A 21,071-nucleotide genomic window follows, 5' to 3' on the forward strand; every position below is an offset into this window, starting at 1 on the left:
CGTGCCCGCCGCGGGGGGGCGCCTGGAGCCCGGGGGCCGCGCGGGCCGGGGCGGGGCCGGCGTCGGCGGCCACGGCGGTGTCGGCGGCCACGGCGGTGTCGGCGGCGGCGACCGGGGCCTCGACGGACTCCTCAGGTGCCGGCTCCGGCGCGTCCGCGGGCTGGCCCTCGGCCGCGTCCGCGGAGGCGGAGACGCCGTTGGACTCCGCGTGCACGGTGGCCGCGTCCTGCTCGGTCCGCACGTCGAGGGCGATTGTCCGCCAGCCCTCCAGGACGTCCGTCACGACGAAACCGGCGGAGGCCAGACTCTCCCGGTAGCGGACCAGCAGGTCGTAGGACAGCGCCAGGTCGGGCTCGACGGCGCCGGTGTCGGTGACCGCGGCGGAGACCCGGTAGGTGGTCACCGCCGCGGGAGTCGCGAGGGTCTCGGTGAGTGTCCACGCCTGGCCCGCGGTTCCGGCGGCCGGCGTGGTCTGTTCGGTGCCGGCGGCGGCCGTGGTCTGCCGGGCGCCTTCGGCCAGCAGCGTGGCGATCCTCGCCGCTGTCGGCACGGGCGCGGGGGTGTCTGTCTCGGTCGCTTTGGGCGTCTGGCTGTCGCTCTTACCCCATCGCACGGGCGCACGTCCTTTCGTCACACGATCACTGCGCCACCCGCACGACACCCGCCAGTCCGACCCGTCCGCCCCGGGGCGCTGGCACCGGGGCGACCCCGACACCGGACGCCCCCGGCTGCGCGCTGGCACCTTCGTGCCGCGCGCGGGACGCGCGCCCGTGACCAGGCAGACCGGACAGTGCCGACACCTGGACAACCCGACCGGCGGCGGCGGGCGACGACCAGCATTGTGACGGACGGACCTGACGCGCTCCGCATCGGGGTGTGTTTGGACACAGTAGCGACATAAGGGCGCAAAGTGGACGCGCTCGCCGAGATGATGGAGGTGCGCCGACGCGCGGGCTGGTCGCCGCCCCGGCGACCGGTGCCGGCAGCACGGCGACACGCCCCATGACGGGACTCATGGCGTGGCACGTCCGCTACTACAGGTCAGGTACCACAACAGCACTGTCGCATGAAGATCCAGCTGCCTCGAACGGCGGCGCCGCCCCGAGCCCGCCCCAACGCGGGCCAATGCGGGTAATATCCTGCTTGCCGAACGTGACCTACAGCGATGTTCTTCCTTACGACGGCAAGGTCGGGCGGAGTCAACGGTGTCAGACGAACTGGCGGGCGGTTCCGCCGTCGGCGGCGCGGCGACCCCCGCGTCATCCCACAGCGCCAATCAAGCGGGCAGCGCCAACCAGGCGAGCAGAGCCGACCGGCCCATCCGGGTGTTCCTCCTGGATGATCACGAGGTGGTCCGACGCGGCCTGCGCGACCTGCTCACCGAGGAGGACGATCTCGAGGTCGTCGGTGAGGCTGGTCAGACCGACCAGGCCGCCGAGCGGATCCTCGCGTTGGAGCCGCACGTGGCGGTCCTCGACGCACGGCTGGAGGACGGCAGCGGCATCGAGGTCTGCCGGCAGGTTCGTTCGGCGAATCCGGGCGTGGCCTGTCTGATCCTGACCTCCTTCGACGACGAGGAGGCCCTGTTCACCGCCATCATGGCGGGCGCAGCCGGGTACATCCTGAAGCAGATCCGTGGCAATGCCCTGGTCGAAGCGGTGCGCCAGGTCGCGGCCGGCAAGTCGCTGCTCGACCCCGCCGTCACCCCGCGGGTGCTGGTGCGGCTGCGGGAGGGTCCGGCGCAGGACGAACGCCTCGCCGGTCTCACCGATCAGGAGCGGCGCATCCTGCGGCTGATCGCCGAGGGTCTCACCAACCGGCAGATCGCCAGTCGGATGTACCTGGCCGAGAAGACGGTCAAGAACTACGTCTCCAGCATGCTGGCCAAGCTCGGCCTGGAAAGTCGCACCCAGGCCGCGGTCTTCGCCACCCGGCTCAACAACTAGCCCTGCTCGGGCGGGTGGCGTTGCCCGCCGGACGATCCGCCCGCTATCGCAGGGGAAGGCCGTCCGGCGGGGTGAACACCCACAGCGCCTCGGGCGGCGTGATCAACGGGACCTGCCAGCTCACGGTCGTGCCGATGCCGCTCTCCCCCGGTCCGAACGCCATCCGTCCGCCCAGGTCCACCGCGCGCCGGCGCAGGTTCGTCAGCCCGCTGCTGCGCGACGCCCCGCCCGGGCCACAGCCGTCGTCGCGCACCTCCACCAGGACGTCCACCCCGGTGACCCGGAGCAGGACGTCGATGCGGGTGGCGCGGGCATGGCGGGCGATGTTGGACAGCGCCTCCCGCAGCGCGGCGAGCATGTGCGGACGGATCGTCGGGGGGACCCGTCGGTCGATCGGGCCGTCCACCCGGATCTGCGGGATGATCCCCAGGGCTCGTTCGGTCTGGGCGAGGATCGCGCGGATCTCCGCGGCCAGGTCCGCGCCGTCGGAGTCCGCCGAGGTCAGCGAGAAGATCGTCTGGCGGATGTCGGCGATCGTGTGGTCAAGTTCGTCGGCGGCGCTGTGCAGCCGGATGGCGACCGGGCCGCCGGCCATCCGGGCCATGCCCTGTAGTTGCAGGCCGGTGGCGAACAGCCGTTGGATCACGACGTCGTGCAGGTCGCGGGCGATCCGGTCGCGTTCCTCGAACACGGCGAGCCGCTCCCGGTCGCGGTGGATACGTCCGAACTCCAGGGACAGCGCCGCCTGCCCGGCGAACGCCGCGGCCATCTCCAGGTCCAGCCCGCTGAACGGCACCGACACCCCCTCGGTGCCCAGCACCAGCACACCCAGCGCCCGGCCACCCGCCATCAGCGGCACCACCATGCCCAGCTCCGCCGGCGGATCGGGCAGCTCAGCCCCGAACAGCGGGGACGCCCCCGGCCCGACCAGCGCCGCCCGTCCGGTGCGCATAGCGTCGAGCAGGCGGTCGTTGCGGTGCAGGGCCCGCCGGCGCAGCCGATCCTCCCCCGCGCCGTCCGCCACCTCGACGATCAGCGTCCCCTCCTCATTGCCGGGGACGAGGATCGCGGCCAGCCGGGCGGCCGTCACCTGCCGGGCGCGGCGAGCCACCAGGGCCAGCGCCTCCAGCGGATCGGCGACCGACAGCAGCGCCGTGGTGATCTCGGCGCTGGCGTGCAGCCAGGCCTGCCTGCGCCGGGCCGTCTCGTACAGCCGGGCGTTCTCGATGGCGAAGCCGACCGCCGCGGCCAGCGCGCAGGCCAGGCTCTCGTCCTCGCGGGTGAACTCGCCCCCGTCGCGCTTCGCGCCGAGGAACAGGGTGCCGAAGGCATCCCCCCGCACCATGATCGGGACGTTCAGGAAGGTGTCGAACCGGGGATGGCCGGGCGGGAATCCCACGGCGGCCGGATGGCGCGTGACGTTGGCCACCCGCAGTGGACGTGGATCGCGCAGGCTCTCGCCGATCAGGCCCCGCCCGAGCGGCAGCCGACCGATCCGCTCGGGCACCGCGTCACCGAACCCGACATGGAACAGCTCGGTGATCTCCCCCGCCTCACCGATGACCCCCAGCGCGCCATAGGCCGCGTCGACCAGATTCGCCGCGGCCTCGGCGATCCGGCGCAGGGTGACCGGCAGGCTCAGTTCCTGGGCCACCCCGACGACGGCGTCCAACAGGCCCTGCATCCGCGACTGCACGGCCACGACATCGTCGATCTGCGCGGACAACCGGTCGTGCGGGTCGTCCATCCTGGCCGTTTCCTCTCCCCCGCCCGCCGAAGCGGCGCACCACCGCGGCCCGAGGGACGGCGGCCGCCGAGGCGGATCATTCTGTCTCGGAGGATATCGACCGGGATCACCCAGGGGAACACCCTCGTGTCACCCCGCATTGTCCAGCCGACCCAGGCCGCGTGGGTCGGCACACCCCGCGCCGAAGCCACGCGAAGGTACCGTCCGCTGCCGCGTCGTCGTACACTGTGCGCATGGCAGCGACGCGCCTCCTTCTGCACCGCGATCGCGTGACTGACCTTGGCCGGGCCGTCAGCGCGGCCTGTACCGGGCGGGGTTGAGCCACCGCCCTGCACCCTCTGTCGGTGCCGGCCGCACGGTGATCGTGCCGGCCGAACCGTCACGTAGGTCCAGCCCAGGCGGGCCCCCCGTTTTCCGGTTCCCTCAGCCCTGACCCAGACTGGCCACGGCCTCGTGTGGTAGCGCATCCCAGGCCGTGATCCCTCCGCCTCCGCGCGGGGCATCCATCCGGGCCCGCGCCGCCCTCGGCGGTGGTCGCCTGACCTCATCCGGACGACCGGCACCCCGGCGCGCCCTGCCTTTTACGGCCGCTGCGCGGTCAACCCGCGGATACCTGACCGCCTCATGATCGACGGCCTGGGCATACCGCTGTCCGCCCTCTGGAGATCCCGTGCCTCTGCTGCATCCGGCTCTGTTGACCCACCCCGGCCACCCCGGCCATCCCGCTCCGCCTGTCCCGTCGGTGGTGTCCGGCGAGCTGGCCGGGTTGGCGCCGTTCGCCCCGTCGGCGGCGTTCGCCCGGCAGGCACCGCTGGTGCCCTGGCAGTGCCTCAGTGACGAGCCCGGCCGGGTCGACCTGGCGACGCTGCGGGAGCTGACCGTCGCGTTGGCCGGCGCCCCGCAGGTGTGGCGGCCGATCGTGCGCCACCATCCCGAGCGGCGCTGGTACACCCGACTGTTGCTGTCCGCGACCGTGGAGGTGTGGCTGATCGGCTGGTACCCGGGGCAGCAGACCGAGATCCACGATCACGGCGGGGCGTTCGGCGCGCTGACGGTGACCGAGGGTGTGCTGGAGGAGGACCGCTTCGACAGCTCCTGGTCGCTCACCGACCGCAGGACACACGCACCCGGCGACAGCCCCGCCTTCGACATCTCGCATGTGCATCGCGTCGCGAACCGCGGCACCACGCTCGCCACGACGATCCACGCCTACTCACCGCCCGAACTGCCCCTGCGTTACAGCCCCACCGACAGCACCACCGACAGCACCACCGACAGCACCGCTGCCACCACGGCGCGGGTCCCGGTCGACGCCGCACCCGGGATCCCCCGACCGCTGGCGCCCGCCGGCGACCTGCTGGCCGCAGCGCCGCGACGATGAGCGACCCTGCCGACCCGGACGACCCTGCCGACCCGGACGGCGCCGATCGGACGCCCACGGGCGGCAGCCGCATCGACGCGATGCTCGCCGCGGCCCGGGCCCGGCTACGCCGACTGGAACCGTCGGCGGCCGCCGACGCGCTGGCCACCGACGATCTCAGTGTGCTGGTGGACATCCGGCCGGCCGCGCAACGGGCGGCCGAGGGCGAGATCCCGGACGCGCTCGTCGTGGAACGCAACGTGCTCGAGTGGCGGTTCGACCCGACCAGCGACGCCCGGTTGCCGATCGCGACCAGCGACGATCTTCAGGTGATCGTGATCTGCTCGGAGGGTTACACCTCGAGTCTCGCCGCCGACGCGCTGCGCCAGCTCGGCCTGCGCCGCGCCACCGATGTGGTGGGCGGCTACCAGGCGTGGGCGGCCGCCGGCCTGCCCGTGCGCCCCGGCGCCGCCGCGCGCTGATCGGACTGCCCGAACCCAGGGAGACCTCGGGGCTCCCGCCTGCCCCGACACGGATGATCATGCACTCGCGCGGCTGGCTCACGCCCGCCCGGCGACACCTCCCGGACGCGGTGCGTGGCTGCTCCTACGCGGCCAGCCCTCGATCCGGCGCCTGCGCGCTACCCCGAACGGGGCTTCCCGCGCTTGCCCCAGCAAAGGCATTAAATGTAATGCTCAACACATTTTTGTGGCAATAGCTGCCCCAGCGGGCCCCGCCGGCCGAACTTCGCGGACTCGACATCTGTTCGTCATCGGGCCGTACGCCAGTTGGAACCACGATCGTAGACCCCCGGACGGGGGCCCACCCGCCCACTGTCCGCCATCCGACAGCGATCTTGAAGTGGCTCGTTTTCGCTGCCCAACAGCAGTTCCGCTCGCCAGCGAGACCGCCACGATGATCTCACGCCAAGCCCTCCGGCGCGCATCTTCATGATCATTATGCTCGCCTCGGACGGCGCGACAATCGCTCGCGCGATCATCCGACGGCCCTCTCGAACGACCGTCGACCGTCCCGGACGTTCGCGTTCCGGAACCCTTGCTATCCGGTCGAGAGACGTCTACGTTCCTCGGTTAACGAGGCGAGACGGAATCGTTTCCAGGCGGAGCCACACCCCCGGTTCACCGGTACGGGCGGCCCCACTGGAACCGAACCTGTGGCTCCGCGGTGCATCTCGCCTCACCAAGGTTGACCTGCCTGTCTGGAGTGTCGCGCAACGCCGGATGTGGTGGTCTGCAAAGCATGTGTCCGCCTTTGCAACGTCAGCAGGAGTCGGTATGCCCAGTCAGCTCAGCGTGCTTCCCGCACGCGTCGTCACCGCACTTAGCATCCACTCGACCGCGTGTCTTCTGCGCTGTGGTGGCGCGCGATGAGCGCCGGCGTACCGGTCCTGCCCGGTCGCGACCTGCCGCCGCAGCCCTTCGGTGCGGGCTGGCCCGCCTACTGGCGCCAGGACGCGGCCTGCCGCGACGGCGATCCCGACGCGTTCTTCCCGCCGGACGGCCGTAACACCAAGGCCCGGGCCGCCGCCGAATCCCGCGCCCGCAAGATCTGCTCGGACTGCCCCGTCCAGCGCCCCTGCCTGGCCACCGCGATCTTCCGCCAGGAGGAGCACGGCGTGTGGGGTGGCCTCACCTCCGACGAGCGCGCCACCGTCGTCCCCCGCGGTCGGCTCTCCGCCGACGACGCGCTGGCCTTCGCCGACCGGCTCCTTCTGTCCACCTCCGTCGCGAGCTGATCGCGACCGCGGATACTTCGGACGGTCCGGCCTCCAGGCGCTGCTCGCGCCCGCTGGCCGGGCCGTTCGCCGTCCCGGCTCCGCCAGCTTCGCCGGGTTGGCGCACCGTCCAGCCCGCACCGGCACTGGCCGGTGACCGTCGCGGACCCGGTGGTGCGGACACCATTGACGGGTGGGGCAGGCGTTCGGCAGGCTGCCAGTGAGCGGCCCACGACCACAGCCGTGAGGTGTCCGGGCGACCGGGCGCGGCCAGAACATCCGGAGACGGCGGTGGACACAGCGGTGAACCGGGCATGTGCAGCCCACCTGACCCCGGTCAGGGTTCGTTGATGGCGACGCACCGGCTTCTGCTGCTGCGCCACGCCAAGTCCGACTGGGCCGAGGGCGACACTCCCGACGCCCAGCGGCCGCTGGCCGACTCGGGCCTGCGCGCGTGCGCGCTGGTCGCCCGGCATCTGCGGGACAGCAACCTCGCCCCCGACCTCATCCTGTGCTCGGCCGCGCTGCGCACCCGGCAGACCGTCGAGGGCATCGCCGCCGCACTACCGGCCGGTGTGCCCGTCGTCACGGAGGACCGGCTCTATCTCGCCGAGGCCGAGACCCTGCTCGACCGGCTCCGCGACGTGGACGACGGGGTACCCACCGTGCTGCTCGTCGGGCACAACCCCGGCATCCACACTCTCGCGGTGGCACTGCTCGCCGCCACGGACCGCCCGCGGATTGCCACCTACCCGACGGCGGCGCTCGCCGTCGAGGATCTCCTGGTGCCGCGTTGGGCCGAACTCGGCCAGTCCACCACGCGACTGGCCTCGTTCGTCACCCCCCGAGAACTGCGCGAGTCCGCTGGGTCGAGCTAGTAGGCCTGCTCCATGATCCGGGCCGCCAGGGCGACGGCGAACCCACCGACCAGCAGCACGGCGGTCACGATCCACAGCGGGGTCGAGGCCAGCGGAAGCGCGACCGCCCCGACCACGAAGCCCGCGATGATCAGAAACACCGCAAGCCACGAACCCGTGTTCGCCTTGTGGTGACCGGTCTCGCTCACGTACGACTCCCGTCCTTGCGCCGCGGCCGCCGACCGACCGCCGATCGGCGGGACGCCCCGGCGCGCCTCGTTCCCGATGCGACCCTACCCGCGAACCCGTCCCACGAGCCCGGGATGCCCACCACTGTCGGCTGGTCCATCCGGCCCCCGCCGCCATGACCTCCGACCCCGGGACGACCCCCCCGGGACGGTCTAGATGAAGCCGGCGATGCGGCGCAGGTCGACGATCTGGTCGTCGAGCCAGCGGCGCACGTCGTGGGTGCGGACCTGGTCCGCGGCCGCGGCCAGCCGGCGATGACGCTCCCCGATCGGCATGGTCAGCGCGGTGTAGAAGGCGTCGGCCATCTGCTGGACGTCGAAGGGCTGCAACGTGACGGCGAACTCGCCGAGTTCCTCGTGGGCTCCGGCCATCTCCGACAGGGCGAGCACCCCGCCGCGGCGGTTGACGACGGCCACCTCCTTGGCGACGAGGTTCATGCCGTCGGCGATGGCGTTGACGATCAGGACGTCGCAGATGGAGTAGGCGGCGACCGCGAGCGGGAAGTCCTCGACCATGCGCAGGTCGATCGGCTGACGGCCCTCCTTGGTGTGCCGGGCGTTGATCTCGGCGACGACACCGCCGATCAGCGCGATGTAGTCGGCGTACTCGGGGACGTCGGTGCGACTGGGCTGGAGCAGTGCGAGGAAGCTCACCCGTCCGACCAGTTCGGGATGCTGGTCGAGCAGGGTGCCGAAGGCGAGGAAGCCGCGCACGACGTTCTTGCTCGGGTCGGTGCGGTCCACGCGCAGCAGGAGCTGACGGTCGTCGTCGAGGAAGAGGTAGCGCAGCATGGCGACGTGCGCGGCGACCTCCTCGGAGGCCTGGGTGGCGTCCAGGGCGGCCGGGTCGACCGAGATCGGATAGTAGCGGGCGCGCACCACCCGATCGCCGACCGTGACGGTGAGCTTGTCGAGGTCGGCCGGTAGGCCGAGCAGTTCGGCGGCGCACAGCACGAAGTTGCGGGCGTAGCGACGGGTGTGGAAGCCGACGACATCGCTGCCGAGCAGGCCGCGCAGCAGCCGTTCGCGGATGTCCCCGGGCAGGATGCGCCATTCGTCCGGCCCGGGCCAGGGGATGTGCACGAAGTGGGTGAGCACGACGTCGGGGCACTGCTCCCGCACCCAGTCGGCCACCAGGTAGAAGTGATAGTCCTGCAGCAGGACCAGGGCCTTGCCGCCGCGGGAGCGGACCTCGCTGACCACCGCGTCGGCATAGGCCCGGTTGACCGCCGCGTAGCCGTTCTCAAACGCGTCGTGCTCGGCGCGGGTGAGCACCGGGGACAGCGAACGGCCGTAGAGACCGTGCTGGATGAACCAGAGGATCGGGTTGGACCAGACGCTGTAGAAGTCGGCGTAGGCCGCCGGGTCGGTGACGACGAGACGCACCCGGATCGCCGGGCCCTCGGGTTCGCCGTCCACCAGATGGGGCTGGGGATGGGTCTGGACGAGGATGGAGCTGCCGGCGTTCTCCCCGGCGACGACGGTGTCCTCCTCGCTGGCCGCGCCGCATACCCACACGGCGTCATCGAGGTGTTCGGCGAGCCCGGACAGAGCTGAGACGAGGCCGCCGGCGCCCCGGCCGACGGTGCGACCGGTGGCATCCCGGTCGAAGCTGACGGGGCCGCGGTTGGACAGGAGCACAAGTGGCAGGTCGAGGGCGATGAAGTCCGACACGACGGATGTAGCCTCCTGATCACGGGCAGTACTCGGACGTCCCGGAGTCCCGGCCGCCGCCAGCGCAGGGGCGCACGGGGGACAATCCGGACTGTAGTGAGCCCCGGACCCGGATGCACCGCGTTGCGGGGTGCCCAGACCGTTGTTACCCAGACCTTCACCGGATTACTGTCGACCGACAAACATGCATCTCAGCGCGACGAAGGTAGCCCCGCCAGCCGAGCGGATCCACCCGGCACACGCCGGGCCTGCACCGATGGTGAGCGGGCTGTCGCCTACAGGCCGTCTCGGTAGTCCCGGACCTCCTGGACGGCGGAGCCCAGCGACGCGAGCGACATCTGGAGTGTGTCGCGTGTCTCCACCAGAGCACTGGTCAACTGCTCGACGGAGCGGTGCTCACTGCCGTCCGTCGCGGCGATCACCATCGCCTGCGCCTCCTCGAGCATGCCGAGTGCTCCCTCGAGCTGGCCGGCGACCTCCTCGGTCCGCCGGAACGCCTCGTCGAGCTGGGCCTTGACCTCGGCGATCGTGCCTGACACCCGTCCTCATCCCTTCCTGGAAGCACCGGCGCGAGAGCCGGCCTGTGCCTGCGGCTGCGTCGGCGCGCCGACGCCGAGGCCGAACCGGGCGGCGGCGGCGAGCGCGACGAGCGATCCGGCGATGGCCACCGGGTCGGTGGGGGCCAACCGGAACGTGGCGAGCACCGCCACCGCGGCGCAGCCCGCTCCCAGCATGGCGGCCCGGGCGATCGCCTTCACCCCGACCTCCATCCCGGCGGCCGCGGCGACCAGACCCGAGGCGACCAGCGCCGCCCCGACGACGCACGGCATCCCGGGTGCGCGCGCGAACACCCGCAGCAGTCCGACGACGGCGAGGCTGAGCAGGCTGGCGAGCGCGGTCATCAGCCCCGCGGACGCCGACGCGGCGCCCTTGCTCACCGCCCGCAGTTCCGCGGCCTTGCTCATCGCGTCCAGACACAGCTCGTAGGCCTGACGCGGCGCCGTGCGCGGGTCGACCGGCCCGGCCGGTCCGGCCGCCGCGCCGCCCACGCGAGCGGATCCCCGCCGTCGGCGGTCGGTTCGATCCGTGGGTGTCGGGCCGACCTGTCCGCCTCGGGTGCGCTGCGTGCCGACCGCCGGGCCATGGCCGGCCCGGGCCAGCGGTCGACCGGCCCGCCGCCGGCCACCGCTGCCACCGCCCGGTGTGGACGCGCCACCCTTGGTGAGTCGGACCTGGCCGGCCGGTTCCACGGCGGCGGCGCCGGGGTCGGCGGGGCGCAGCTGGTCGAGGTCGGTCAGGCCGTACTGGGCAAGCGATTCGGCGACCTGCCCCCACACACCGTCGACCCGTGCCCGGATGTCCCTGGCGGCCGCGCGGTGACGCTGCGCCTGGGCCCGGCTGCCCTGGCGACGATGGTGCGCGTCGCGCCCCGCCCGAGCCCGGGCCACATCCGAGGTGCCGAGCAGATCCCGGTAGCGCGTCGCCGCGCGCCACGGATCCTCCGCCTCCGCCTCCGGCCCCGGGGCAGGTGTGTCCGCCGGCACCGGTGTGCCCGCCGGCACCGGTGTGCCCGCCGGCCTCGGCACTCCCACCGCCGTCGACGCGGTGGACGCGGCCGCGATCGGCCCTGCCGCGGCCGGCGGACCGGTGGGGACCCCGGGTGGGGTGGGGTCGGGCGGAAGAGCGAACGTGGGGCCGGCGTGCGGCCAGGAACCCGCGATCGACCACAGCCGCGCCGGATCGCGCGGGTCAGCTCCGCTCACGATCTCCTGCGCCTCCTCGCTCGCCGCCGCCGGGGAGGCGGCGAGCGCCGGGGGAACACTCACGTCCGGACGCCATCCACCGGCCTGCCCAGGCGGTGTGGACCGCCGTGCCCACCCGGCGCCGGGCTCGGCGGGTTCGGCGCCGTCGCCGTCGGGGGCGCCGCCGCGGTATGGATCATCCTGACCGATCATCATGGTCTGCCTACCCTCGGACCAGCGGGGCGAACGGGACCACCGTGCGTGGTTCGGACTGGGCATGCCGGTCGAACAGGACGGCCCGGTTGGGCATCGTCCCGCCGGCGACCGGGCGGTGCCCGGCGAGGGCGAACAGCTCGCTGCCCGGCACGCCCACGGCCGCCCAGGCCGCGATGTCGTCCCGGTTGACCGGGCCGAGATCCTCCGACATCCGCGACACGCCCCGCCACCAGCCGATCAGGTGAACGTGCTGGGCCGGGCCGCGCCGGGTCAGCGTGCGAAGATCCTCCAGGCCGGTGCGCCGGGTCTGCTCGTCGCGGGCCTCCAGAGCGGCCCGGCCGGCGTCCATCGCGAACACGACGACGAGCCGCAGCGGTGGCGCCGCGGCGACCGTGCCGGCCAGAGCCGCCTCCTCCCGCGCGCGGGTCTCGCCGGCGGCGGCGGCGAGCACGGCCCGCAGCCCGGTGACGTCGGTGACCCGGGCCGGATGACCGGCCCGCCGGATTCGCTCGGCCAGCACCTCGGCCGCGCCCCACGCCATCGGTTCGGCCGCGACGATCTCGACGACCAGCCGGCCGGGTCCGGCCTGCGCGGCGACGCTGGCCGCGGCCGCGGTCACGATGCCCGTCGCCTCCCGGCGCAGCGGTCCGAGCACCGCGAGGTGACGACCGGGTGAGGCGGCCAGGCGCACCCCGACCGCCGCGGGCGCCAGGTCCACCGGGACACCGACGAGGGCCAGCGGGTCCTCCCCCACCGTGGGCACCGGCCGTCCACCGGACGGCGTGCCGACGCCGGGCCCCGCACCGACCGTCAGGTCACCACCCGGCGACACCTGAAGCCCGGCAGCAGTGCCGTGATCGGTGACAGCGGCCACCTCGGCGCCGCCGGTGGCGTCGAAGCCGGTGGCGACGTCCAGGCTCGCGGCGGCGGCGCTGTCGTGACCCGCGCCCACACCGATGCGGTCGACGGCGGCCGGGGCGGGCCGTCCGTCCAGCGCCAGGTAGACGGCGTTGTCGTCGAGCAGCGCGGGAGCGTGCCCGACGAACACCCGCGGCGGGCGGGCACCGGGCAGGCTGCGGGCGGTGGCGGTGGACAGCCGGTCACGCAGGCCCGCGATCGTGGCCGCGTCGGGATAGGCGACCCGGACGAGTTCGTTGCCCGCCGGATGCCCGTTACGCCGGTTGACGATGGCCTCGCCGACACCGCCGAGGGCGCCCGCGGCCTCGTTCGCGGTCGAGAGCAGCACCCGCGACTCCGAGATCGACGTGCGCAGGGCCACCCGCAGCGCGAACTGCCCGAAGATCGAACCGCGCTTGCCCGCGGTGGAGTCGAGCGCGTCGATGCCGGACAGCGTCTGGCTGGCCAGCAGCAGGTGCACGCCGTACGCCCGCCCCTGTCGGGCGAGGACCTCCAGGTGGGCGACGGCCTCACGGGCGATCTCGTCCAGCGGGGTGAGCATGACCTGGAACTCGTCGACGACGACGAGGATCCGTGGCCAGGCCGAGGAGCGGTCGGCGGCCCGCAGGCCACGCAGGTCCCGGGCGCCGACGGCACGCATCGCCACGGCCCGGCGGCGCATCTGCTCACGCACCGCGCGCAGGACGGCGACCCCGAACTCCCGGTCGCTCTCGATTCCGACGGTGTCGGCGTGCGGAAGGTAGAACGGGTCGGCGGGACCGCCGGCGAACTGGGCGAACTCGAGGCCTTCCTTGAAGTCCAGCAGATGGAAGCGCACCTGCTCGGGCGAGTAGCGCGCGGCGATGCCGTAGACGACGTCGAGCAGCAGCGTCGACTTGCCCGCGCCCGCCTGCCCGCCGACGAGGGCGTGCACGGTGTCGTCGTCGAAGGTCAGCGCGACCGGCCCGTCGATGCCACGGGCGACCGTCACGGTCACCCCGGAGGAGCTGTCGGACTCCCACAGGACGTTCGGCAGCAACTCGGTGATGCCCGGGGGGCGCGCCGCGTGCTGGCGGGCGATCTCGGCGATGTGGTTGCTCACCAGGGTGACGATCGGGGTCGGCGGCGGCCCATCGAGCACGACCGGCAGCTGGCCGGTCAGCGAGGTCCGCCACAGCCCGGGCTGGATGTCCTGCCAGCCGGCACGGTGGGTGAGAAGATCAACGGAGGTGAACACGACCGAGTTCGGCAGCACCGCGGCCACCGGATCGGTCTCGTCGTCGAAGCCGAGGTCACCGTCGGGGTCGGGCGGCGCCACGTCGTCCTGATCGCCGCCGCCCTCGCCCGGGTGCCGCGGCTGCGCCTGGACGACGGAGATCACGCTGACGCCGCAGGACGGCCCCTGTGCGGCGATCGCGGCCAGTGACCGACCGCCCTCCTCGTAGAGCTGCGGCTCGCCCAGCAGGACCAGCACCTGCCACGGCTCGGGCCGGCCACGCCCGGCGTCCTCCCGGTCGCGCAGCGAGTCGAACTGCCCGCCGAGGCGCTCCACGGTGATCCGTCCGACCTCGTCGGACAGCCGCGACAGCCGTTCCTCGAGTCGGGCCCGGGTGGTGATCGTCGCCTCGACGACACCGGCGGCTCGCAGCGGTGCGAGGCCGGCGAGCCCCGCACCGAGCTCGTGCGGGTCGTAGACGATCACCCGGACCCGACCGGCCGGCACCGCGGCCAGAATGCGGGTGAGCAGACCGCGGACCAGGTCCACCGCGGCGCCCCGCTGCGCCCGGGACGTCTCGATCCGCAGGTTGCGGGCATCGAGCAGGGGCACGGCCAGCGGCACCCGGGCCGCCCCCGGGCCGGCCCCGAGCAGCACGTTGCCGGCCCGCCACAGGCCCGGCCGGTATCGCTGGGGACGCCCCGGACCGCCAGCACCGCCGCCCTGGGCCGCCGGTCCACCGTCGGCGGTCAGTCCGCCGTCAGCCGGTCCACCGTCGGCGGTCAGCCCCAGCAGGCCGCGCTGCCACTCGGACGAGGACCAGGCAAGGCCCGCGAATCCGCGGGTCCGGGTGCGGGCGATCGCCCCGGCCTCGATGATCTCGGGGCCGGGGGCGAGCGGGTCGACCGGGTCTCCCGCCGGGTCCCGCCCGCCGGGCCCGCCGCCCCGCTCGAGTTCGTCGGCCTGTGCCTCCAGCCGGTCGGCGAGCGCGAGCGCCGCGCCCAGCGAGGACTGGATCCCGGCCACGAGCGTGCGCGCTCGCCGGGTTCCCGACATCGACCCATCCTCCCCTCACCCGCCACGACCGGCGCCACCGCGCGCAGCACCGACGTCGCCTTCGACCATGACGCTGACGGCAGCTCTGACGACCATGACACGTCCAGAAGTGCAAACATCCCAGAACGCGCCGGACCGGCCGAACCGCCATGCCCGATCGTGGCCCCGATCGGGCCGATGACGGTCACATGGCCCGGACGGCCCCACCTCGATCGGGCCAGGGCCCCGGTGGGCCCGCCGCCGGCCACGCCGACCGGCCGGCCGATCGGCCGACTTCGATCATTCGCCGCCGACCCTGGACACGCTAGCCACCACCCGGCCCCGCGGTGCCATCTCCGACCCGGATCACAGGGGTCAGACCAGTCGTGGACGACGCACGGACCACGCGAAGGACCGTCGTCGCGGCCCTGTTCGGACGCCCGAGCTGCCCGGACCCGTCCGATGGCGGCCCGTGTGGGGTAGCTGACACCCGGACCAGGTATCACCGCCCGGCGCCCGGCGCAGGACGATGTCATGGTCATGTCCATCAGCCATCCGCGCGTCGACCTTCGCCAGCACGGCCACGCAGCGTCACACCGTGGAGCGGGTGTCTCGTCCCGCATCGAAAGGTGCGATGGTCAGGGCGGCATGAGGGAGGGGAGCCTGGTGACGGACGCGGCCGACGACGCAGACAGCCTCGACGGGGTGAGTGGGGCTGTGCCCGCACAGCAGCGGCCACTCGCGATCGTCGACGTGGACGGGGTGGTCGCCGATGTGCGCCACCGTCTGCGGTTCCTGCGGGCGAGCCCGGGCGACTGGGACTCGTTCTTCGCCGCGGCCCCGGCGGACCCGCCGCTGACCGAAGGCGTCGAACTGGTCCATCAGCTGGCACGCGACCACGAGGTCGTCTGGTTGACCGGACGCCCGGAGAGCTCCCGCGAGGACACCGCCCGCTGGCTGCGGGAACAGGGGCTACCGCTGGGCGAGCTGCGGATGCGTCCGGACGACGACCGGCGTCCCGCACGGGTGTTCAAACGCACCGAACTGCGCAGCCTCGGCGCGCGGCGTCACATCGCCGTGGTGGTGGACGACGACCCCGCCGTCGTGGATCTGCTGCGTGCCGACGGGTGGCCGGTGCTGCGCGCCGAATGGCTCGCCTACGAGGCCACTCTCGGCAACGCCCAGGAGGCCGAGGGCCGCACCTGAGCGACGCCGCCGCACGAGTGGCCCGTTCAGGGGACCAGCCTGTTCAGGCGGTTCGGCCGGTTCAGGCGCTGCTGCGGCGGGTGCGGCGGGTGGCCAGCTCGTCGCCGGGATGGCTGGCGGGCGGATCCCCGAGACGCTCGCAGGGCAGCTCGGCCAGCTGGCCGCGCATGTCGCGCAGGGCCCGGCCGACGGCGATCGCGAACACTCCCTGCCCCCCGCGGACGAGATCGATCACCTGGTCGTCCGAGGTGCACTCGTAGACGGTCGACCCGTCGCTGATCAGCGTCAGCTGGGCCAGGTCGTCCACCCCGCGGGTCCGTAGGTGTTCGACGGCGACCCGGATGTTCTGCAGCGACACCCCCGCTTCCAGCAGCTTGCGCACCACGCGCAGGACGAGGACGTCCCGGAACGAGTAGAGCCGCTGACTGCCCGAGCCCGACGCGTCGCGGACGCTGGGCACGACCAGCCCGGTGCGGGCCCAGTAGTCGAGCTGGCGGTAGGTGATCCCCGCCGCCGAGCAGGCCGTCGGCCCGCGGTACCCGACGTCGTCCCCGGGTGGTTCGGGTATCTCACCCGGGAACAGCTGGCCCTGTTCGATCATCGCTGTACGCACTTCGCCGCCATAGCCAGCCCATCCTCCGGATCGATCCGCGCCATCCCGGCAGCCGGCACCCAGGGGCCGCCGTCCCGGACATCCGGTCCGGTCGAGTCACCTTTCTCACCGCCACCCGCCCGCCGACCGGACCGTCCCGGAACCGGTACCCACCACGGGCACAATCCGGGTCCGAACGGCGGACGACCGTGGCGCCCAGACGCCAGAGTCAGCGGAGACGCCCACGGCTGCCGGGCGCCGAGCCCGGCGGACCGTCCTCGCCGCGACCGTCACAGCCGCGTCTGGCCGCCAGGGCTGGGCGCTGTGTCCGGCGAGGTCAGAGCCGAAGCAGAGCACCATGGTTACGCGCCTGGGCCCAGACGGCCAACGCTGACTGTGGGGGCACGACTGCCCTGGCCGTAGGAGGGACGCGCGATTCCTTCAATGATCTAAGCCGACGCGCCCGTAGTCCAGCGGACACGGCGGGGCAGGGTCGACAAAAAGGAATTGCCGCCTGCGCTGCGCAGCGGGCCCGCGCCGCGTCGGTGGACGTGGTGCGGGCCCGCTGCCGTGACGTGTGCGATGGTCGTGACGCGTGCGGTCAGGACCCGGGGGTGTTGAAGTCCTCGGGGGAGATCGTGTCCAGGAACTCGCGGAACTTCTCCAGTTCGCTCTCCTGCTCCTGTTCCTGCTCCTCGGGCACGGTGATCCCGGCCTCGGCCAGGACCGCCTCGACGCCGTAGACCGGCGCGCCCATGCGCATCGCGAGCGCGATCGCATCGGAGGGCCGGGCGGAGACCTCCACGCCGTTTCCGAACACGAGCGTGGCGAAGAAGACGCCGTCCTGAAGGTCGGTGATGGTCACCCGGGTCAGGTCCGTCTGCAGGGCGCGCAGCACGTCCCGCATCAGGTCATGCGTCATCGGACGTGCCGTGGTGATGCCTTCCTGGGCGAACGCGATCGCGGTCGCCTCGACGGCGCCGATCCAAATGGGCAGGTACCGCTCACCGCCCACCTCCTTGAGCAGGACGATCGGCTGCTTCGACGGAAGCTCGACTCGCACGCCGACGATGTCCAGCCGATGCACCGATCTACCTCCTCGCGCAGGTGGGGCAGGGCGGGATGTTGGGACCGGAGCCAGAAAACCCCACAGGGGAGACAGTATCCCCGCTTGGGTCCCGCGTCAGCGCGCCGAGGGGTTCCGCTGCCTGCCGCAGCGGGCTCGGCCGCCCGGGCGGGGCCGCCGAGCCGGGCCCACACCGGCCGTTCAGCCAGGACGACCGGCCCGCAGGCGGGACCGTAGTAGTGCCGCATGCAGCCGTACCAGCAAGGCGGCGAGCTCGTCCGCGGTCTGCGCATGCCGGCCCGCGCTGTCCGGACCGCGCTGTCCGCGCAGGGGGGCGGCGGCCGCCTCGATGAGACCAGCCTCACGATCGGCCACCGTCCTGGCGGCCCGCAGATGCCGGGCCTGTACACCGTGCCCGGCCAGCAGCGCGACCGTGCGGGCGACCAGGACCGCGTCGGAGTCGTAGTAACCGCCCCCGGCGATCGGTGCCACCAGACCGTGCTGCTCCAGATCGGTGAGGGTCTCGTCGTCAAGCCCCACGGTCGTCAGGAGCTCGCGGCGCGACATCCGCACCCGCTCGGCCCCGAGGATCGCGTCCAGGCCGGCAGGGGCCGGATGCGGGGGCAGCGCGCGGGGGCCCGGCCGGTGCACCGGGGTCTCGTCGCGGTCCAGCGAGGCGAGCTCTTCCTTGATCACCCGCAGCGGCAGAAAACGGTCGCGCTGTGCGTGCAGCACGTAACGCAGGCGCGTGACGTCGTCGGCCGAGTACTTGCGGTAGTTGGACGACGTCCGGGCCGGCTCGACCAGACCCTCCGCCTCCAGATAGCGGATCTTCGACAACGTGATGTCGGCGAAGTCCGCCCGCAGCTGCTCCAGGACCTGGCCGATGGTGAGCACCTTCGCGGCCGGGCCCTTCGCCCCGTTAGGACCCCGAGCCGACAGCTGCTGGTGTGACGTGGACGCCGCCGCGGCGAACCCGCTCACCGCCTGACCTGCCCGATCACCGCGCCGCCGACCCCCCGTAGCTCGTGCCGGTGAGGAACACCAGCCGGAACTTGCCGATCTGCACCTCGTCGCCGCTGGTGAGGTCGGCCGAGTCGATGCGCTCCCGGTTGAGGTACGTGCCGTTGAGGCTGCCGACATCACGCACGGAGAAGCCCTTGGTGTACGGCGAGCGATGGAACTCCGCGTGCCGCCGCGAGACCGTCACGTCGTCCAGGAAGATGTCGCTCTCGGGATGGCGACCGACACTGGTCATGTCCGCGTCGAGCAGGAACCGACTGCCCGCGTTCGGACCCCGCTTGACGACCAGCAGGGCCGAGCCCGGTGGCAGCGCGTCGACCGCGGCCACCGCGTCGCGCTCGGTGGACTCGTCGACATGGTCACCCTCGATACCCGACAGCGCGGCGGCCAGATTGAGCGTCGACGTCTGTTCGGCGGGCCGCTCCGGCGCCACGGGCTCGCCCGGGCGCACGAGAGGGGACCCGCACCGCGCGCAGTACAGCGCGTCGGACGGGTTCTGCTGTCCGCACCTCGTGCAGAACACAGTCGCGTCCGCTTCCTGCCGTCGAGCCCCGCGCAAGCGGGTTCGTCAGCCGCCTCGGCCGCCGCCAGGCGGCGGCGGGAATGTCGTTACCAGCATTGCGATGGTGGGGCCGGGCGTACCCGGCACATCCCCACCACCGTCGATGATCACACGCCTACGGTCGGAGCGTCCATGACCGTACCCCCGGCGCACTCCGAGGCTAGTGCATCGGGGGCACGGTCGCGAAAAGGGTGCGACCCGTGTTGTTCGGCGTGGCGCCACCCAGCCCCCGCCACCCGACCACACCAGCTACTATGAGTGCTCCTTGACGTACTCCTCGTACTCTGTGGCGGTGAGCAGACCGTCGATACCGCCGCCCGCGAGCGCGATCTCGACCAGCCATCCGTCACCGTAGGGATCGGAGTTGATCAGTTCGGGCGAACTCACCAGCGCCTCGTTGCTCGCGATCACCCGGCCCGCCGCCGGAGCGTAGATCTCCGAGACGCTCTTGGTCGACTCGACCTCGCCGAAGGACTCGCCGGCCGCCAGTTCGCTACCCGCCTCGGGCAGCGAGACGAAGACGATGTCGCCCAGCGCCTCCTGCGCGTACGCGGTGATGCCGACCACGGCCGCGTCCCCACCGAGCCGGACCCACTCGTGCTCACGGGTGTACTTCAGGTCGTCCGGATACACCGGAAGATCGCCTCCCTTGATCGACGTGCTCAGCCTGCCGGGCGAGCGTAGCGGGGACTGGGCGTCGGCCGCACCGTTCGGATCTGCATCCGGACAAACGTCCGTACACCGGTCTGCGCGCCCTCGCGCGCCGCTACCGTATCGAGCACTCCGCCGGGAATCCGCAGCGCCCGGTCCAGGGTGTGCGCATCACCGATCACCCGCAGCACATAGGGCGCTGTGATCGACCGTCCGTCCACGACCAGTCCGAGCCCCGGATGATCGGCGACATACGTCGACACCCCCACCCGCACCCCCGCGATCTCGATCGCCTCGGCTCCCGCGTCCCGCAGTTCCTGCAGCGCGTCCAGCAGCACCGACGCGTCGACGGACCCCTTCGGATCACGAATGGTCAGTTCCAGCCCCGGCCCCGTCACCGGCACGGTCCCGGCCAGCACCGCCACCTCGTCGGCATCGTCCGGTCCCGGTGTCGCCCGGGCGGAGGTCGGTGCCACGGGTGCCACGGGTGCCACGGGCCCCTGCCGCCCGCTCCCCGGCGCGCCGAGGAGCGGGACGCCGGCCACCTGGCGCAGCCGCCCCTCCTGCGCCGCGAGCGACCGATCCGCGGCACCGATCGCGCGCAGGGTCGCGGCCAACTGGTCCGGCCCCGCCCGCGCCACCGAGAAGGACGGCGCCGCCGACCGTACGGCGATCACACCCCCGAACCCAAGCCCCGCCAGTAACACCAACGTCACCATCCGCACCCCCCGCCGCGCCCACACCCCCTCCCGCGGCCCTGGCACCTCCCCGGGGTCCGGCATCTCCCCAGGGTCCGCTGGCTGCTCTGACCCCGCTGGCTCTGCCGGCTGCTCTGATTCCGTCTGTTGCCCTGGCTGCCGGTCCGCGCCGCTGCCAGCCGTCCGACCCGCGTCCGTGGCCGCGTCCGTCTCCTCGGGCACGGCTTCGGGCATGTCCTCACCCGGACGTCCGGGCTGGACCTCTGCCCTGGCGTCCGGCGTGGATTCGGGGGCGTCCGACGGTGGTTTCGAGCCTGCGATCGCAGAAAGCCGCACATCCCGCACGGACGCGGACCTCACCTGCCTCTTCATGCGCACCCCCGGGTCGACCATGACCTACCAGGACACGCCCCGCCCCTGCGGTCACCATCTGCGACCAATGTGCGGGATGCCATGGGGGCGGCAAAGCCACACGGGTCGCTGTGGGGGTATCCGCGTCCGATTTGCCCCCCAGGACGACCCGTGTGGCGCGATCTTGACCGGCGGCCCGTCACGGGGCGTAGCACGCGACGGAATCGATCGCCAAGAGAGAGATCATGG

General features: G+C 72.8%; 18 protein-coding genes and 1 pseudogene. 6 read left to right on the plus strand and 13 right to left on the minus strand.

Going from position 1 to position 21,071, the window contains the following annotated elements; translation table 11 throughout:
• Nucleotides 1–613 (minus strand): annotated as a pseudogene (locus MXD61_RS21700) (hypothetical protein); the annotation flags it as partial.
• A gap of 592 nt (nucleotides 614–1,205) precedes the next feature.
• On the opposite strand from MXD61_RS21700, the gene MXD61_RS21705 reads away from it, so the two are divergent.
• Nucleotides 1,206–1,946, plus strand: a complete 741-nt coding sequence (locus MXD61_RS21705; protein ID WP_374629344.1) for a response regulator — start codon at nucleotides 1,206–1,208, stop codon at nucleotides 1,944–1,946.
• A gap of 43 nt (nucleotides 1,947–1,989) precedes the next feature.
• Here the strand turns inward: MXD61_RS21705 and MXD61_RS21710 are convergent, their stop codons facing one another.
• On the minus strand, nucleotides 1,990–3,693 hold the full coding sequence (locus tag MXD61_RS21710) for a GAF domain-containing protein (protein WP_248815291.1): 1,704 nt from the start codon (nucleotides 3,691–3,693) through the stop codon (nucleotides 1,990–1,992).
• Nucleotides 3,694–4,363: 670 nt separating this feature from the next.
• Between MXD61_RS21710 and MXD61_RS21715 the strand changes: the two genes are divergently transcribed.
• From MXD61_RS21715 to MXD61_RS21730, 4 genes are all read left to right on the plus strand, one after another.
• Entirely contained in the window at nucleotides 4,364–5,074 is a 711-nt protein-coding gene (locus tag MXD61_RS21715; protein WP_308222816.1) for a cysteine dioxygenase family protein, read from the plus strand.
• An 80-nt stretch (nucleotides 5,075–5,154) separates the two neighbouring features.
• Nucleotides 5,155–5,535, plus strand: a complete 381-nt coding sequence (locus MXD61_RS21720) for a rhodanese-like domain-containing protein (protein ID WP_248815326.1) — start codon at nucleotides 5,155–5,157, stop codon at nucleotides 5,533–5,535.
• 905 nt (nucleotides 5,536–6,440) lie between these two features.
• Complete coding sequence (locus MXD61_RS21725; protein ID WP_163547660.1) at nucleotides 6,441–6,809, plus strand: WhiB family transcriptional regulator; 369 nt, start codon at nucleotides 6,441–6,443, stop codon at nucleotides 6,807–6,809.
• Between the two features lie 329 nt (nucleotides 6,810–7,138).
• Entirely contained in the window at nucleotides 7,139–7,666 is a 528-nt protein-coding gene (locus MXD61_RS21730) for a histidine phosphatase family protein (RefSeq protein ID WP_248815293.1), read from the plus strand.
• Here MXD61_RS21730 and MXD61_RS21735 read toward each other — a convergent pair.
• From MXD61_RS21735 to MXD61_RS21755, 5 genes are all read right to left on the minus strand, one after another.
• A complete protein-coding gene (locus tag MXD61_RS21735) occupies nucleotides 7,663–7,854 on the minus strand; it encodes a hypothetical protein (protein WP_248815294.1) in 192 nt (63 codons plus the stop codon). The two genes, MXD61_RS21730 and MXD61_RS21735, sit on opposite strands and share 4 nt — an antisense overlap.
• A gap of 192 nt (nucleotides 7,855–8,046) precedes the next feature.
• Nucleotides 8,047–9,567 (minus strand): trehalose-6-phosphate synthase, encoded by a 1,521-nt coding sequence (locus MXD61_RS21740; RefSeq protein ID WP_163547663.1) that lies wholly within the window; start codon nucleotides 9,565–9,567, stop codon nucleotides 8,047–8,049.
• 275 nt (nucleotides 9,568–9,842) lie between these two features.
• Nucleotides 9,843–10,106 carry a hypothetical protein gene (locus MXD61_RS21745; RefSeq protein WP_163547664.1) on the minus strand — a complete coding sequence of 88 codons (264 nt, stop codon included), beginning with the start codon at nucleotides 10,104–10,106 and terminating at the stop codon, nucleotides 9,843–9,845.
• A gap of 6 nt (nucleotides 10,107–10,112) precedes the next feature.
• Nucleotides 10,113–11,525, minus strand: coding sequence for a hypothetical protein (locus MXD61_RS21750; RefSeq protein WP_248815295.1), 1,413 nt, complete (start codon nucleotides 11,523–11,525; stop codon nucleotides 10,113–10,115).
• Nucleotides 11,526–11,532: 7 nt separating this feature from the next.
• Nucleotides 11,533–14,694: an FtsK/SpoIIIE domain-containing protein gene (locus MXD61_RS21755; protein WP_248815296.1), complete on the minus strand. Its 3,162-nt coding sequence runs from the start codon at nucleotides 14,692–14,694 to the stop codon at nucleotides 11,533–11,535.
• Nucleotides 14,695–15,321: 627 nt separating this feature from the next.
• Between MXD61_RS21755 and MXD61_RS21760 the strand changes: the two genes are divergently transcribed.
• Nucleotides 15,322–15,879, plus strand: coding sequence for a hypothetical protein (locus MXD61_RS21760; protein ID WP_248815297.1), 558 nt, complete (start codon nucleotides 15,322–15,324; stop codon nucleotides 15,877–15,879).
• A gap of 61 nt (nucleotides 15,880–15,940) precedes the next feature.
• Here the strand turns inward: MXD61_RS21760 and MXD61_RS21765 are convergent, their stop codons facing one another.
• The 6 genes from MXD61_RS21765 to MXD61_RS21790 all read right to left on the minus strand — a co-directional run bounded on the left by MXD61_RS21765 (nucleotide 15,941) and on the right by MXD61_RS21790 (nucleotide 20,555).
• Entirely contained in the window at nucleotides 15,941–16,480 is a 540-nt protein-coding gene (locus tag MXD61_RS21765; protein WP_248815327.1) for a MerR family transcriptional regulator, read from the minus strand.
• A gap of 592 nt (nucleotides 16,481–17,072) precedes the next feature.
• Entirely contained in the window at nucleotides 17,073–17,558 is a 486-nt protein-coding gene (locus MXD61_RS21770) for a bifunctional nuclease family protein (RefSeq protein ID WP_009739504.1), read from the minus strand.
• A 180-nt stretch (nucleotides 17,559–17,738) separates the two neighbouring features.
• Nucleotides 17,739–18,521, minus strand: a complete 783-nt coding sequence (locus MXD61_RS21775) for a MerR family transcriptional regulator (protein WP_374629346.1) — start codon at nucleotides 18,519–18,521, stop codon at nucleotides 17,739–17,741.
• 16 nt (nucleotides 18,522–18,537) lie between these two features.
• Entirely contained in the window at nucleotides 18,538–19,083 is a 546-nt protein-coding gene (locus MXD61_RS21780) for an FHA domain-containing protein (protein ID WP_163547669.1), read from the minus strand.
• Nucleotides 19,084–19,374: 291 nt separating this feature from the next.
• A complete protein-coding gene (gcvH, locus tag MXD61_RS21785; RefSeq protein ID WP_248815298.1) occupies nucleotides 19,375–19,755 on the minus strand; it encodes a glycine cleavage system protein GcvH in 381 nt (126 codons plus the stop codon).
• Nucleotides 19,756–19,784: 29 nt separating this feature from the next.
• Nucleotides 19,785–20,555: a DUF881 domain-containing protein gene (locus MXD61_RS21790; protein WP_248815299.1), complete on the minus strand. Its 771-nt coding sequence runs from the start codon at nucleotides 20,553–20,555 to the stop codon at nucleotides 19,785–19,787.
• Between the last annotated feature and the right edge of the window lie 516 nt (nucleotides 20,556–21,071).

Origin of the sequence: Frankia sp. AgPm24 (genome assembly GCF_023243055.1) — a bacterium.
In the GTDB taxonomy this organism is placed as follows: domain Bacteria; phylum Actinomycetota; class Actinomycetes; order Frankiales; family Frankiaceae; genus Frankia; species Frankia umida.

What these genes read in the sequence shown, in the direction of transcription:
- MXD61_RS21755 (WP_248815296.1), bottom strand. Translation starts at nt 14,694, where the DNA reads ATGTCGGGAACCCGGCGAGCGCGCACGCTCGTGGCCGGGATCCAGTCC.
- MXD61_RS21710 (WP_248815291.1), bottom strand. Translation starts at nt 3,693, where the DNA reads ATGGACGACCCGCACGACCGGTTGTCCGCGCAGATCGACGATGTCGTG.
- MXD61_RS21790 (WP_248815299.1), bottom strand. Translation starts at nt 20,555, where the DNA reads ATGCCGGACCCCGGGGAGGTGCCAGGGCCGCGGGAGGGGGTGTGGGCG.
- MXD61_RS21720 (WP_248815326.1), top strand. Translation starts at nt 5,155, where the DNA reads ATGCTCGCCGCGGCCCGGGCCCGGCTACGCCGACTGGAACCGTCGGCG.
- MXD61_RS21725 (WP_163547660.1), top strand. Translation starts at nt 6,441, where the DNA reads ATGAGCGCCGGCGTACCGGTCCTGCCCGGTCGCGACCTGCCGCCGCAG.
- MXD61_RS21750 (WP_248815295.1), bottom strand. Translation starts at nt 11,525, where the DNA reads ATGATGATCGGTCAGGATGATCCATACCGCGGCGGCGCCCCCGACGGC.
- MXD61_RS21730 (WP_248815293.1), top strand. Translation starts at nt 7,139, where the DNA reads ATGGCGACGCACCGGCTTCTGCTGCTGCGCCACGCCAAGTCCGACTGG.
- MXD61_RS21765 (WP_248815327.1), bottom strand. Translation starts at nt 16,480, where the DNA reads ATGATCGAACAGGGCCAGCTGTTCCCGGGTGAGATACCCGAACCACCC.
- MXD61_RS21760 (WP_248815297.1), top strand. Translation starts at nt 15,322, where the DNA reads ATGAGGGAGGGGAGCCTGGTGACGGACGCGGCCGACGACGCAGACAGC.